The organism is Halomonas sp. BDJS001 (assembly GCF_026104355.1).
Classification (GTDB): Bacteria; Pseudomonadota; Gammaproteobacteria; order Pseudomonadales; family Halomonadaceae; genus Vreelandella.
Genome location: NZ_CP110535.1, coordinates 4,718,497 through 4,733,393, shown reverse-complemented (window position 1 = coordinate 4,733,393; position 14,897 = coordinate 4,718,497). Strand labels below are relative to the sequence as shown.

Sequence of the window (14,897 nt, the reverse complement as noted above, 5' to 3'; positions counted from 1 at the left end):
TTAACACGCCAGTTCATATTGATAAAACAACATCCTATAACAAACAGAGGGTTTCACCATGACCGTAAAAATATTCGATACCCCCGAAGTTCAAGACTTCCTAAAAGCCGTTGCGGGCTTTGACCAGACCGGCGGTAACGATCGCGCCAAGCAAATCGTCCATCGACTGGTCAGCGACCTGTTCAAGCTGATCGACGACTTCGATGTCACTGAAGAAGAGTACTGGGCGGGCGTTAACCTGCTCAATGCCCTGGGTAGCCAAACCCAGTTCGGGCTGCTCTCGCCAGGACTAGGGTTTGACCACTTTCTCGATATGCGTCAGGACGCGATCGATGCCGAAGCCAAGCGTGCCGGCGGCACACCGCGCACCATCGAAGGCCCGCTCTACGTGGCTGGTGCCCCGGAAGCAGAAGGCTTTGCCCGTCTGGACGACGGCAGTGATCCCGATGCCGAGGTGATGTGGCTGACCGGTCAGGTGCGAGATGTCGACGGTACCCCGATCCCTGGTGCCAAAGTTGAAATCTGGCACTGCAACTCCAAAGGGGGCTACTCGTTCTTTGATCCCTCCCAGGACGAGTACAACATGCGCCGCACGATCTACGCAGACAGCGACGGCCGCTACACCGCGCGCAGCATTATTCCCTCCGGCTACGGTGTACCCGAAGGCGCCCCCACCGACGTGGTGCTCAAGTCCCTGGGCCGCCACGGCGAACGTCCGGCGCATATTCACTATTTCGTCTCCGCGCCAGGCCACCAGCATCTGACCACCCAGATCAACTTGGCGGGTGACCCCTACACCTATGACGACTTCGCCTTTGCCACCCGGGAAGAGCTGGTGGTGCCCGCCGAGCGCATTGAAGACCCGGCTGAGATCGCCAAGCGCGACCTGGACAGTCCGTTCTCCCACGTAGTGTTCGATGTGGAGCTGGCTCCAACCGACGCCGCCGAGCTGCAAGTGCGTCACGCCCGCCCACGGGCCAAAGAAGACGAGCAGGATCTTGCCAGCCAACTCGCCGGTACTGCCAAGGTTTAACACTTATGCCTTGAGCAAAGCGGGCCCTCCCCTTGGCCCGCCTGAGCAAGACATAACAGCGCGACATAAAAAATACGAGGAGAGAGATCATGACCACACAGCTTGATCAGCTCGAAGCCCGCGTGCGCGGTGCCGTCCAAGACGACCCCGCCCAGGGCATCTTCCGCTGCCACCGCAGCATGTTCACTGACCCCGCCTTCTTCGAACTGGAGCTAAAGCACATCTTCGAAGGCAACTGGCTGTTCCTGGCCCACGAGAGCCAGGTCGCTGAGCCAGGTGACTACATGACCGTCACCATGGGCCGCCAGCCGGTGATCATCACACGCGACAAGCAGGGCGAACTGCACGGTCTGATTAACGCCTGCGCCCACCGCGGCGCCACCCTATGCCGCCGTAAGCGCGGCAACAAAGGCACCTTCACCTGCCCGTTCCACGGTTGGACGTTCAAAAACGACGGCCAACTGCTCAAAGCCAAAAACGAGAAGAACGGCGCCTACCCGGATAACTTCAAACAGGACGGCTCCCACAACCTCAAGCGCTTGCCCCGCTTTGAGAACTATAAAGGCTTCCTGTTCGGTAGCCTGAGCAATGATGTACAACCGCTCGAACAACACCTGGGCGAAACCACCAAGATCATCGACAACATCGTTGACCAAGCGCCTGAAGGACTGGAGATCCTGCGTGGCACCTCGTCCTACACCTACACCGGCAACTGGAAGCTCCAGGCCGAAAACGGCGCCGACGGCTATCACGTCAGCTCCGTGCACTGGAACTACGCCTCCACCATGGAGCGCCGCAACTACGACGCGGGCGGCACCAAAGCCGTCGATGCCGACGGCTGGTCGAAGAGCAAAGGCGGCTTCTACTCCTATGAAAACGGCCACATGATGCTGTGGACCCGGCTGCTTAACCCGGAAGTGCGCCCGGTCTATCAGCATAAGGACTGGATCCAGGAGCAGCTGGGCGAGGCCCGCGCCGACTCCATCGTCAACCAGACGCGCAACCTCTGCCTCTACCCCAACGTCTACCTGATGGATCAGTTCTCCACGCAAATCCGCGTGATCCGTCCGATCGCCGTGGACAAAACCGAAGTCACGATTTACTGCTTCGCGCCCAAAGGCGAGTCCGCCGAGGATCGGCGTGTGCGTATTCGCCAGTACGAAGACTTCTTCAACGTCTCCGGCATGGGCACCCCCGATGACCTGGAAGAGTTCCGCGCCTGCCAGGAGGGGTACAACGGCGCCCTGGCCGAATGGAACGACCTCTCCCGCGGGGCTCAACAGTGGATCGAAGGCGCCGATGAAACGGCTCAAGCCATCGACATGAAGCCCCTGCTCAGCGGCGCCTCGCCGGAAGACGAAGGGCTCTACGTGCTGCACCACAAGCACTGGGTCGACGAAATGCTGCGCGCCATCGACAAAGAGCGCAGCCAGTTTATCGCCACCGCGTCCACCTAAGCGTCCAGCGCCAAAAAAAGAGAGGAGAGAAGTGCCATGAGCATTAGCTATCACGATATCCAAGCTTTCCTGTACCGCGAAGGCCGCTTGCTGGACGACCGCCAGTGGGATGAGTGGCTCACGCTGTACCGCAAAGACGCCGAGTTCTGGATGCCCGCCTGGGACGATGATGACCAGTTGACCCGCGACCCGCACAGCGAAATCTCGCTGATCTACTACCCCAACCGGGAAGGGTTGGAAGACCGGGTGTACCGGATCAAGACCGAGCGTAGCGGTGCAAGCACGCCCGAGCCGCGCACCACCCACCAGGTGACTAATCTAGAGATCCTGTCCCAAGACGGTGACACGGTGGAGCTGCGGTTTAACTGGCACACGCTGAACCACCGCTACAAAAAGACCGACAGCTTCTTTGGCACCTGCTTCTACACCCTGGACGTGTCAGGTGAGACCCCGCTGATCACAAGAAAAGTCGTGCAGTTGAATAACGACTATATCCATCAGGTTATCGACGTGTACCACGTGTGACCTGAGGAGAGAGGAGAGTTAATCATGAGTTATACCATTGCCCTCAACTTCGAAGATGGCGTCACCCGCTTCATCGGCTGTAAAGAGGGAGAGACCGTTCTCGACGCTGCTTACCGGCAAAAAGTTAACCTACCGATGGACTGCTCTGACGGCGTATGTGGCACCTGCAAAGGCCACTGCGAACAAGGCGAATTCGATATGGGTGACGAGTATCTGGAGGATGCGCTTTCCGATGAGGAAGCAGCTGAAGGCCAAGTGCTTACGTGCCAGATGGTGCCTTCTTCGGATTGCGTTATTCAAGTGCCAGTGGCATCCACGCTGTGTAAAACACAGGTGGGCAAGGTTGAGGGTAGGGTAGCGGCAGTGGAGCAGCTCTCCGAGGATAGCATTGAGCTGGCCGTCGATTTAGCGCAGGAGAGCCTCGCCTTTTTACCGGGTCAGTACATCCATATCGATGTGCCCGGTACCGAGGTGCACCGCTCCTACTCTTTCAGCTCGCTGCCGGGGGATAAGCGCGCCACCTTTTTGATTCGCAACATTCCCAATGGGGTTATGAGCGGCTATTTGACCGAGCGGGCGGCGGTGGGCGAAAAGCTTACTCTGACCGGCCCGCTGGGGAGCTTCTATCTGCGTGAAGTGACACGCCCGGTGCTGATGCTTGCTGGCGGCACGGGGCTGGCTCCGTTTCTCTCCATGTTGGCGCAATTGGTCGAAAAGGGCTGTGATGCACCGATTCATATGATTTATGGCGTCAATAAAGATGACCATCTGGTCAAAACCGACGCGTTGGATGCTTTTGCAGAAAAGCTTCCTGGTTTTACCTACGCCACTGTGGTGGTCGACGAAGCAAGCGAACATCCACGCAAAGGGTATGTAACGCACCACATGGGCGCCGAGGTGATGCATAACGGTGATGTAGACGTTTATCTGTGTGGCCCACCCCCGATGGTGGATGCGGTGTTGAAGTACTTCGACGCTGAAGGCATCGAGCCCCAGAGCTTCCACTATGAGAAGTTCACCCCTAATCAAGTGGGAGAAGCTGCATGAGTTACTCAGCCGTTAACAGTGCGCGTTTTCAAAAACGGGTAATGGTGGTCACTGGAGCTGCCCAAGGGATTGGGCAGCGTGTTGCCGAGCGTGCCGCCGCCGAAGGTGCCCGCTTGGTACTGGTCGATCGAGCTGACCAAATCCACGAGGTTGTCGCTGAAATAAGCACGCAAGGGCGGGACGTGATTGCGGTACAAGCCGATCTGGAAACATGGGAAGGTGCGGAACAAGTGATGCAGGCGACGCTGGCTCACTTTGGTCGTATCGACATTCTGGTGAACAACGTTGGCGGCGCGATTAACTTCAAGCCATTTACCGAGTTTAGCGAAGCCCAAATCGCCGCAGAGATCAACCGCTCCCTAATGCCTACGCTCTGGTGCTGCCGCGCCGCGCTACCCACCATGGTGGAGCAGGGAAGAGGCGTCATCGTCAATGTTTCTTCAGCGGCTACCCGGGGTATTCACCGCATTCCGTACTCGGCAGCTAAAGGTGGCATCAACGCGCTAACCGCATCGCTGGCATTTGAGTATGCCGAGTATGGTATCCGGGTAGTCGCCACGGCGCCTGGGGGTACCGAAGCCCCGCCAAGGAAAATTTCGCGAGGAACGCCTAAGCCAAGTAACGAGACAGAGCAGGCGTGGTTTCAGGCGCATATTGATCAGACCAAGCAGAGCTGTTTAATGAGCCGCTACGGCACCCTGGATGAAATGGTCGCGCCTATTCTATTCCTTGCGTCCGATGAGGCCAGCTATATAACCGGGAGCGTACTGCCCGTGGCAGGCGGAGATCTTGGCTAACAGTAGATGAAACCAATAAATCTAAATAAGCGTTAATTATAACTTTAAGCATAATAATCCCCCTGGAGAAAACCGTGAAACATATTGAGAAAGGCGTCAGCCTAAGGCATGCGCCCCGCGATTTCCTGCGCGACCTCAATGTCGATAACGCCAGTACTGGCCTAGTGGCGGGAATCTTAGGGCTCAGCGTAGGGGTCGTTCACATTAGCGCCGGCACCTCAGCCGGCCTCGACTCCTCCTTCATCATGATTTGGGTGATCAGCTACCTGATGATCAACGGTCTGTTCGGGCTATTTATGCCAGCCTACTACCGATTGCCGCTACCGATGGCCAACTCGATCCCCGGGGCGCTGATGTTCGCAGCGGTGATTCCTGTGATTGGCCTGGAGGCTGCATTAGGCGCAAGCTTGATTGCCGGAGTGATTACGTTGGTCGCTGGGGTGACTGGCGTGATGGGTATCGTTATGCGTTTGATACCGATGCCGATAGCGATGGGCATGGTGGGCGGTATGCTGCTTAGTTTTGGTCTCAATATGGTTAAGCCGTTGGAGAGCGCTATAGTGCCTGCCTCCATCATGATCCTGGCTTTCTTCATCTCCGCCCGCCTTTTTCGTAAAATTCCCCCTCTGGTTGTCGCGATGCTGGCAGGTATTCTCTATCTGACCGCGACTGGCGTTGACCTGTCAGGTATCGAGGCAACGGTTCGTTTCCCTGAGTTCATTCTCCCGGAATTCACGTTAGGCGCTTTCCTAACCTATGGTTTACCTCTAGCGATCATCTTGGTGGGTATGGAGACGCCTGCGGGCGTCGGCCTGGTGAAGGGAATGGGCTATAAAGAAGTGCCTGCTAATGCGATCACCGCAGTGGGCGGATTAGGCACCATGGTGTCGGCGTTTTTCAATCTGCACAGCACCTGTATTGCCGCCCCCATGACCGGTGTCTGCGCCTCACCGGAAGCCGGGGCTCATGATAAACGCTGGGTAGCGGCGGTGATTGCCGGGGCTATCTTTGTGGTTGCCGCCCCTTTCTACGGTTATGTGGTTAGCCTACTGGAAGCCACGCCGCGCTACTTTATCGCCATTATTGCCGGACTGGCACTTATGCGCGTGATCACCTCGTCAATGGCTATAGCCTTTTCAGGCAAGAAGCATGAGATAGGCGCGCTGTTTGCCTTTTTGATTGCTGCATCCGGAATTCAGATTCTTGGGATAGGCGCCACGTTCTGGGCATTAGTGCTGGGCGTGATTGTGTCGGCCATCTTTGAAACTAAAGACTTCGAGTTTATTTTTACCCGTGAAATAGCCAAAAAGAGCGGCTGATCACACGTATCTGCTTCCGCTTTACTCGTCGCTATCCTCCTTGACCCGCCTCTGCTTATGCAGGGCGGGTTTTTTTTCATTGTGCATCTGACTCTCCCTTTATCCTTTTGTCGTAAGTTGGGCGTAATGGCTACTACTTTTGAGAGGGGCAGATGAGTGTTCTGCCTCACAAAAACCACTTTATCGGTTTAAAGCCTGAGTTAATGAGGAGTTCAGCTGAAAGTTATTAGCATATTTAACATTAGTATTTTTTATTTTTTCTTTATAAATAGAAAGTTAGCTGTTTTTTCTGATTGTATTTAGGGAGGAAATATTCAACATAACTCCCCTCTGAGATACCTATCAAGTATGGAAAGGAACTCAAACGATATTGGTCTGGAAGTCACGGCATGGTCGATATTAGTGGCGAACATAAAAACAACTGTCGTCTTTAGGCCCTTGATAGGCACTTACTCCTCAAAACGTACTGCCACTATCGCCGGGCTCCAAGACAACAAGAAAACCAACGATAGGGTTTCACCATGACCGTGAAGATCTTCGACACCCCCGAAGTACAAGACTTCATCAAAACCGTTGCTGGCTTTGACCAGGCAGGCGGCAATGACCGCGCCAAGCAAATCGTCCATCGACTGGTCAGCGACCTGTTCAAGCTGATCGACGACTTCGATGTCACTGAAGAAGAGTACTGGGCGGGCGTTAACCTGCTCAATGCCCTGGGTAGCCAAACCCAGTTCGGGCTGCTCTCGCCAGGACTAGGGTTTGACCACTTTCTCGATATGCGTCAGGACGCGATCGATGCCGAAGCCAAGCGTACCGGCGGCACACCGCGCACCATCGAAGGCCCGCTCTACGTGGCTGGTGCCCCGGAAGCAGAAGGCTTTGCCCGTCTGGACGACGGCAGTGATCCCGATGCCGAGGTGATGTGGCTGACCGGCCAAGTGCGCGACGTGAACGGTACGCCGATTGCCGGTGCCAAGGTCGAGATCTGGCACGCCAACTCTAAAGGCTGCTACTCGTTCTTTGATCCCTCCCAGGACGAGTACAACATGCGCCGCACGATCTACGCAGACAGCGACGGCCGCTACACCGCGCGCAGCATTATTCCCTCCGGCTACGGCGTACCCGAAGGCGCTCCCACCGACGTGGTGCTCAAGTCCCTGGGCCGCCACGGCGAACGTCCGGCGCATATTCACTACTTCGTCTCCGCGCCAGGCCACCAGCATCTGACCACCCAGATCAACTTGGCGGGTGACCCCTACACCTATGACGACTTCGCCTTTGCCACCCGGGAAGAGCTGGTGGTGCCCGCCGAGCGCATTGAAGATCCGGCTGAGATCGCCAAGCGCGACCTGGACAGTCCGTTCTCCCACGTAGTGTTCGATGTGGAACTGGCTCCAACCGACGCCGCCGAGCTGCAAGTGCGTCACGCCCGCCCACGGGCCAAAGAAGACGAGCAGGATCTTGCCAGCCAACTCGCCGGTACTGCCAAGGTTTGATTGGCTGAGCGTCCTTCCGTTAGGAGCGTCGGAGGAGATCGAGTCGTGCAATTGAACAACGACTATATCCATCAGGTTATCGACGTGTATCACGTTTAATCGGCACTGATGTGACAGGGATGTCGCTGAGTTTGATAACGCCTTTGGCGATATTGGATAGCAAAACAAATTAACAACAACTGAACCCTGGTGAAAATATAATGAAAACATTTAAAAAGACCTCTCTTGCCACGCTCCTAAGCGCTACGGCCATGCTGTCAGCAGGCAGTGCCATCGCCAATGAAGATCCGGTGAAACTCGGTTTGATGCTCCCTTACTCAGGTACCTATACGGCACTTGGAGAAGCCATTACTAACGGCCTAAAGCTTGCCATTGAACAAGAGGGCGGTCAGCTAGGCGGTCGTGATGTGGAGTACGTTGAGCTTGATTCAGAGGCTGACCCCTCCAAAGCACCTCAGAACATGAGTCGTCTAGTTAACGGAGACGATGTTGACTTCGTCATTGGGCCCGTGCACTCAGGTGTAGCCATGGGCATGCTGAGAGTGGCTAAGCAGACGGGTGCTATAACAATTATTCCCAACGCGGGACTGGGTGCCGCTACTAATGAGTTGTGCATGCCGAACGTCTTCCGTACCTCCTTCAGTATGTGGCAAGACAGCTATCCCATGGGCAAAGTGGCCTACGATCAAGGGCATCGCAAAATTGTGACGATTACCTGGGACTATGCCGGTGGTAAAGAGGATCTGGCAGGTTTCGAGGAGGCGTTTACCGCTGAGGGCGGTGAAATCGTCGAGCAAATTTTAGTACCATTTCCCAGTACGGAATTTCAAAGTTACCTGACGCAAATTGCCAGTCTTGAGCCTGACGCGGTTTACACCTTCTTTGCGGGCGGTGGCGGTGTCAGCTTTGTTCGGGATTATGCCGCCGCCGGTCTAAAAGAGACCATTCCGCTGCTAGGGTCGGGCTTTCTTACCGAAGGCAATTTGGCAGCATTAGGCGATGCAGGCGAAGGCGTGATGACTACGCTGCACTATGCTGAGACCTTAGAAAATGATGCCAACCAATCCTTCCTTTCAGCCTACGAAAATGCCTACGGTGAAATGCCGGATACCTATGCCGTACAGGGTTACGATACGGGCATGATGTTAGTGCAAGCGCTCAATATATTAGGGGGCGATACCTCTGATCAAGAGCGCCTGATAGACGTATTAGCCAATGTTGAATTGGCAAGCCCTCGTGGGCCTTTAAGCTTCTCTGACTCCCACCACCCTATCCAAAATGTTTACCTTCGCGAGATCCGCGACGGCAAGCATGAAGTCGTTAGTATCGCCGCCGAGAATCTCGAAGTTCCCGATGAAGCCTGCCAGATGTAACGGCACCGCTACTCATTATGGGGCGGGTGTAGCCCGCCCCTCACTCTGATTCTCGGAGGGATCTTATGGATCTCGCATTTTTCAGCGTACAGCTACTTAATGGTTTGCAGTACGGTCTGCTGCTTTTTTTGATTGCCAGCGGTTTGACGTTGATTTTCGGCATTATGGGAATCATCAACCTGGCCCACGGCGCTATGTATATGATTGGCGCCTATTTGGCTTACGATCTGACCCTGCGCTTGGGCAATTTTTGGCTGGCCATTCTGGCGGCTATCCCCATCGCTATTGCACTGGGGCTCATCATTGAGCGGCTGTTTCTAGATACGCTCTATAAGCGTGATCACCTCTATCAAGTGCTGCTGACATTTGGACTGATTTTAGTGCTCAACGAGGCGCAGCGGATTATTTGGGGAGGGGATGTGCATCGTGTTGCGGTGCCCGCGCCGTTTGATGCCAGTATTCAACTGACCGACAACCTACAGTACTCGGTCTACCGACTCTTTGTGATGGGCGTCTGCCTAGCATTGGCTGGGGTGATCTATTGGGTGATGCGCCATACGCGGCTGGGCATCATCATTCGGGCCGGCGCGGTTAATCGTGACATGGTTGAAGGGTTGGGAATCAATGTGCGTACCCTCTTTACGCTCATCTTCAGCGTAGGTGTTGCGCTCACTGCCTTTGCAGGAATGATCGCCGCACCGCTCACCTCTATCGCGCCAGGCATGGGCGATAGCATTCTCATCACTTGCTTTGTCGTCGTCGTCATCGGCGGTATTGGTTCCATTAAAGGAGCCTTTTGGGGCGCCATCATCATTGGCATGGCCACCACCTTTGGGGCGGTACTCATCCCGAGCCTTGCCAGCATGGTGATCTACCTGATTATGGCAGCTGTATTGCTGGTGAAACCGCGCGGTCTTTTCGCGTGAGGAGAGTAAGCAATGTTACATAGATATCCCAAACGCGTTGCGTTCATCATGCTGGTATTAACGGCGTTAGTGGCTGCGTTTCCTCTATGGGGAGAAGCCGTATTCGGTAATCAGGCCAACTTCATGTTAGAGAAACTAACACTGATGTTAATCCTGGCACTGTTTGCCATGAGCCTGGATCTGTTAGTTGGCATCGTGGGCTTAGTCAGTCTGGGGCATGCGCTCTTCTTCGGTTTAGGCGCTTACACCCTGGCGTTAGCCAGCCCTGACTTTAGCCCTGCATCCATGTGGTGGATGCTGCCTCTTGTCATGGGCGTCTCTGCCTGTGTGGGGCTCGTGATAGGCATCTTAGTGATCCGCACTAAAGGCATCTTCTTCATCATGACAACCCTGGCGTTTGGCCAGATGCTTTACTACTTCATTAGCACATCCCAGTTCGCGGGAGGAACCGACGGTGTTTTTATTATGTTCCGACCGAGCTTGGCGTTAGGGGAGCGTACGCTGGTAGATCTTGATAACCCTTACAGCTTCTTTTACTTCTGTTTAGGGATGCTGCTTCTCGGCTACTTCTTTCTACGCTGGCTCACTCGCTCCTACTTTGGTCAAGTGCTCGACGGTATTCATGACAACGAGCACCGAATGCAGGCCTTAGGCTATGCCACTAGCGGCTACAAACTGGTGGCCTTTGTTATCGCTGGGGTGATGGCGGCGATTGCTGGCATGTTAGCGGCAATGCAGTACGGCTTCGCTAATCCGGCTCAGCTTGGCTGGCACACCTCGGGCGAAGTGCTAATGATGCTGATTTTAGGCGGCATGGGCACTATCTTTGGCCCCATTTTAGGCGCCTTCGCCTACGAAATGCTGCTCTATACCTACGAACACGCCACTACACACTGGCCCATCCTGATGGGGCTGACCATTATCGTTGCGGTACTGGTGCTTCCTCGCGGAATTGCAGGCTTGATTATCGCGCCGTCCAGGCATCGTAAGCGCCAAGTAGCCTCTGAAGTCACGTCAGAAAATGAGAAGACGTCGTTGGCTATCTCCGCTCAACCCGTTACCCCACGCAAGGAGAGCTAAACCATGAGTGACGACATTATCTTAGCTACCCACGGTTTGACCCGGCGCTTTGGTGGGTTAGTGGCGGTTAACGAGGTGGACTTTGATGTTAAGTCCCATGAGATCCACGCCATTTTAGGCCCCAATGGCGCGGGTAAGAGTACGCTGATCAACCTGCTCTCTGGCGAGATTCCTCCTTCTGAAGGTCAGGTGCTCTATCGCGGTCAGCCGATCCAGGGTAAAAGCGCTCGGCAGACTGCCCGCCAGGGCATTGGCCGTAGCCACCAGAAAACCAATATATTCCCACGCCTCAACTGCCTGCAGAACTGCGAACTAGCGGCGCGTATTCACATGGGTGGTGTGTTTGGCAGCTGGCGTTCGCGACAAACCGCCCGGAAGGTGAACGATCGCGCTCAGGAGGTGCTGGATACCTGCCAATTGAGCCACCGTACGCATACGAAAGCCTCAGATATGAGCTATGGCGAACAGCGCCAACTGCAGATCGCGATGGTGTTGGCGACATCACCTTCGCTGATGCTGCTCGACGAGCCGATGGCGGGTATGGGGCGTGAAGAGACCGCTCAAGTCACCGAGCTGCTCGCCAGTTTGACGGATCGCTACACCCTTGTACTGATTGAACACGACATGGATTCGGTCTTCCGCTTGGCTGACCGCATTACCGTCATGGTCGATGGCTGCGTGTTGGAGAGCGGCCCGACCGAGCAGATACGCACCAGCGAAAAGGTACGCGATGTCTACCTGGGGCGTCATGAAGAGGGGGCCGCGGCATGAGCTCAGAACAAGCCAATACGCCATTGATTGATGCCCGAGGGCTGCACACCTACTACGGTGAGAGCCATATTTTGCATGGGGTGGATTTGACCCTGATGCCTGGTGAGACGCTGAGTCTGCTGGGCCGCAACGGTATGGGCAAGACAACTACGCTGAAGTCGATACTGGGGTTCGTCCCACCGCGGCGCGGCGAGGTGTTTATTAAGGGCGTCTCGGCTACCAAGCGACGCCCCTGGCAACTGATTCGCCAAGGGATTGGCTACGTGCCGGAGGGGCGCGGTATTTTTCCAGGCGTCAGTGTGCGTGAGCATCTGATTATGGCCGCACGCCCAAATGAGCAGGGAGAGTCTCCTTGGACGCTGGAGCGCGTTCTGGATACATTTCCGCGCTTGGGCCAACGTATCAATCACGATGGCTCTTTTCTCTCAGGCGGCGAACAGCAGATGCTTTCTATTGGACGCGCGCTGACGACCAACCCCGATCTGATGATTCTTGACGAGGCGACCGAAGGGCTCGCGCCGCTGATCCGCGATGAAATCTGGAAGATTATCGGTGAGATCAAAGCGACCGGTATTTCTACCATTATCGTCGATAAAAATATCGATAACCTTCTGAAGATAGCAGAAAAGCACCTGCTACTGGTCAAGGGAGAAGTGGTCTACAGCGGCGATTCCCAAGGGCTAAAAGATAACCCTACAATTCTTGAAACCCACCTCGGCGTTGCTTGAAACGGCTCCGGCAAGGAGATGCTTGCCGGAGCCGTTGGCTACTCGTTAAATACTGACACGGGGAAGTGTGTTGCATGCAATTTCACAAGCAATTGCAAAAGCTATCTCAAAAAGACCTATTGATGTCGATTCCGGCGATCACAGCTGGATTTGTGGCAGTGCTGGTCTCTTATTCCGGTCCTCTCGCCATCTTTTTCCAGGCGGCCCAAAGTGCCGAAATATCGAATGCGATGATGACATCGTGGGTCTGGGCCATTTCTATCGGTGCCGCAGTCTCGGGTATTTTGTTAAGTCTATGGCTGAAGGTGCCGGTAGTGACCGCTTGGTCAGCGCCTGGCACGGCACTATTAGTGACCCTGTTCCCAGGGCTGTCACTCAATGAAGCAGTGGGGGCCTATTTGACTGCAGCGGTGATCATTTTTGTGATCGGTGTTACGGGCTCCTTTGACCGAATTATTCAGATGATTCCACCAGGCATTGCTAGCGCGATGATGGCGGGCATTCTCTTCCAGTTTGGTGTGGGCGTCTTCGTCTCATTGGAGAGCGTGCCAGCACTGGCGATTGGTATGATTATCGCTTATCTCGTCTTTAAGCGGTTAACTCCCCGCTACAGTCTGGTGCTGCTATTAGTGGTTGGCGTCATGTTGGCTGTCTTTTTAGAAGGTGCAAGTTTAGAAGGCGTTTCAGTCCAGCTTGCCGAACCACAGTTTATCCGCCCAGAGTGGACCTGGAACGCTACCTTGAGCCTAGCCATCCCGCTGGTACTCGTCAGTCTCACCGGTCAGTTTCTGCCGGGCATGGCGATCATGCGCAGTTCCGGATATAGCACGGCGGCCAAGCCAATTGTCACCGTGGCGAGTTTAACGTCTTTTTTTACTGCCTTTTTTGGGGGTATTACCACGGTGATCGCAGCGATTACCGCGGCAATCTGTACCAGTAAGGAAGCCCACGAAGATCCCAACAAGCGCTATATAGCGGGGGTAGCGAATGGAGTTTTCTACCTGATTGGTGGCATCTTTGCGGGCACTATTGTGTCTCTATTCACCTCGTTGCCGGGGGAGTTTGTGGCGGTGCTTGCAGGGCTCGCGCTTATTGGTGCTATTGCCAGCAACATCAGTGCGTTTGCTGTCGAAAAGAGCCATCTGGAAGCCTCTGTCATTACCTTTATTGCCACCGCATCGGGCGTTAGCTTTTTAGGCTTAGGCTCCGCCTTTTGGGGAGTGGTCGTTGGGGCGCTTGCTTACAATCTACTGCATCGACACTTCGAACCGAACCGTTAGGGGTAGCGGCCAGAGCGACGATTCTCAACAAGTACTTCTAAAATAGCATTGGCTTCCTGCATTAGCGGGGAGGGTTTTTCGCCTCGTCGACGGCTGCAGACAACGGGTGATGTAATTGACTTATCAGCCAAGGGCACATAGCAAATGCCATCGCGTTGGACACGCTTTACCTGTTCCGGAACCAGCGTAATGCCAATGCCGGAAGCGACAAGGCTAAGCGCCGTTTGAACCTCGTTGGCTTCCTGCACAACTTCGACCTTTAATCCTTGGCGGCGGAAAATACCCAGCACCATATCTGCTAGGCTAGGGCGTGGCTTAGCGGGAAAGAGAATGAGTGGATAGCGGGCAAGTTCCTCGCAGGAAGGGGTAGTGCCCTCTAGTGGATGACCGCTCGAAAGGGCGGCAATGAGTGGTTCATCGAAGAGAATCTCCTGCTCGACATCGGGATCATCAATGCGTAGGCGTCCGAACCCCATATCGATACGGCCCGCTTTGAGTGCCTGAATTTGTTGTACCGTTGTCAGCTCTGCCAGCGAGAGCTCAACATTATCCATACGGCGTAAATCACGCACGAGCATTGGGAGCTGTCCATAAAACACGGAGGGTACAAAACCAATGCCAAATAGTGCACGTTTGCTACGTGCCATGTGTCGAGTGGCATCAATGGTGACTTCCACTTTCTCTAAAATCTGCAGAGCGTGCTGCTGAAAAAACACACCTGAAGGTGTTAGGCGCAATCCTCTTGAGCTCCGTTCAAACAGCTCAGCTCCCACCTCTTGTTCTAATTGTTTGATTTGACGGGAAAGAGGCGGTTGAGACATATGCAACCGTTCAGCCGCACAGGTAAAGTTAAGCTCTTCAGCGACAACGCAGAAGTACCTCAGGTGGCGTAGTTCCATGATACCTCCAAGGTATGAGCGGCTACTTAAACAATATTGGCTTTACCATTCGGTTGCTACCAAGCTGGCGATGCTCTTCACGAACTCAGACAACGTTTAAACCAGCTTAACCAAGGGCTACAACGCTACCAGCATTTAAACGTTTAAAAGCAAAATATCGACTACG

Annotated in this window: 14 protein-coding genes; 13 read left to right on the top strand and 1 reads right to left on the bottom strand. The window is 54.7% G+C overall.

Annotated features, from left to right (window positions below):
* Positions 1–58 precede the first annotated feature (58 nt).
* The 13 genes from catA (OM794_RS22030) (at position 59) to OM794_RS21970 (ending at position 13,832) form a co-directional block, all read left to right on the top strand.
* Positions 59–1,033: a catechol 1,2-dioxygenase gene (gene catA / locus OM794_RS22030; RefSeq protein ID WP_265154073.1), complete on the top strand. Its 975-nt coding sequence runs from the start codon at positions 59–61 to the stop codon at positions 1,031–1,033.
* Positions 1,034–1,122: 89 nt separating this feature from the next.
* Entirely contained in the window at positions 1,123–2,490 is a 1,368-nt protein-coding gene (locus OM794_RS22025) for a Rieske 2Fe-2S domain-containing protein (RefSeq protein ID WP_226251488.1), read from the top strand.
* 36 nt (positions 2,491–2,526) lie between these two features.
* The gene (gene benB, locus OM794_RS22020) at positions 2,527–3,015 is read left to right on the top strand and encodes a benzoate 1,2-dioxygenase small subunit (protein WP_226251489.1); all 489 of its coding nucleotides are present in this window, start codon (positions 2,527–2,529) and stop codon (positions 3,013–3,015) included.
* Between the two features lie 24 nt (positions 3,016–3,039).
* The gene (benC, locus tag OM794_RS22015; protein ID WP_264168029.1) at positions 3,040–4,062 is read left to right on the top strand and encodes a benzoate 1,2-dioxygenase electron transfer component BenC; all 1,023 of its coding nucleotides are present in this window, start codon (positions 3,040–3,042) and stop codon (positions 4,060–4,062) included.
* A complete protein-coding gene (benD, locus tag OM794_RS22010) occupies positions 4,059–4,859 on the top strand; it encodes a benzoate diol dehydrogenase BenD (RefSeq protein ID WP_226251490.1) in 801 nt (266 codons plus the stop codon). Before benC ends, benD begins: the two co-directional genes overlap by 4 nt.
* A 74-nt stretch (positions 4,860–4,933) precedes the next feature.
* Positions 4,934–6,178, top strand: a complete 1,245-nt coding sequence (locus tag OM794_RS22005) for a benzoate/H(+) symporter BenE family transporter (RefSeq protein ID WP_226251491.1) — start codon at positions 4,934–4,936, stop codon at positions 6,176–6,178.
* Positions 6,179–6,699: 521 nt separating this feature from the next.
* The gene (gene catA, locus OM794_RS22000) at positions 6,700–7,674 is read left to right on the top strand and encodes a catechol 1,2-dioxygenase (protein ID WP_265154069.1); all 975 of its coding nucleotides are present in this window, start codon (positions 6,700–6,702) and stop codon (positions 7,672–7,674) included.
* 200 nt (positions 7,675–7,874) lie between these two features.
* Positions 7,875–9,047: an ABC transporter substrate-binding protein gene (locus tag OM794_RS21995; RefSeq protein WP_265154067.1), complete on the top strand. Its 1,173-nt coding sequence runs from the start codon at positions 7,875–7,877 to the stop codon at positions 9,045–9,047.
* Between the two features lie 65 nt (positions 9,048–9,112).
* On the top strand, positions 9,113–9,973 hold the full coding sequence (locus OM794_RS21990) for a branched-chain amino acid ABC transporter permease (protein WP_027958003.1): 861 nt from the start codon (positions 9,113–9,115) through the stop codon (positions 9,971–9,973).
* 12 nt (positions 9,974–9,985) lie between these two features.
* Positions 9,986–11,053, top strand: coding sequence for a branched-chain amino acid ABC transporter permease (locus OM794_RS21985; protein WP_226249230.1), 1,068 nt, complete (start codon positions 9,986–9,988; stop codon positions 11,051–11,053).
* 3 nt (positions 11,054–11,056) lie between these two features.
* A complete protein-coding gene (locus OM794_RS21980) occupies positions 11,057–11,824 on the top strand; it encodes an ABC transporter ATP-binding protein (protein WP_226249231.1) in 768 nt (255 codons plus the stop codon).
* A complete protein-coding gene (locus OM794_RS21975) occupies positions 11,821–12,552 on the top strand; it encodes an ABC transporter ATP-binding protein (protein WP_226249232.1) in 732 nt (243 codons plus the stop codon). Before OM794_RS21980 ends, OM794_RS21975 begins: the two co-directional genes overlap by 4 nt.
* Positions 12,553–12,626: 74 nt before the next feature.
* Positions 12,627–13,832, top strand: a complete 1,206-nt coding sequence (locus OM794_RS21970) for a benzoate/H(+) symporter BenE family transporter (protein ID WP_265154064.1) — start codon at positions 12,627–12,629, stop codon at positions 13,830–13,832.
* On the opposite strand, the gene OM794_RS21965 is transcribed toward OM794_RS21970, so the two are convergent.
* Entirely contained in the window at positions 13,829–14,731 is a 903-nt protein-coding gene (locus OM794_RS21965; protein ID WP_226250929.1) for a LysR family transcriptional regulator, read from the bottom strand. The two genes, OM794_RS21970 and OM794_RS21965, sit on opposite strands and share 4 nt — an antisense overlap.
* Positions 14,732–14,897: the final 166 nt, after the last annotated feature.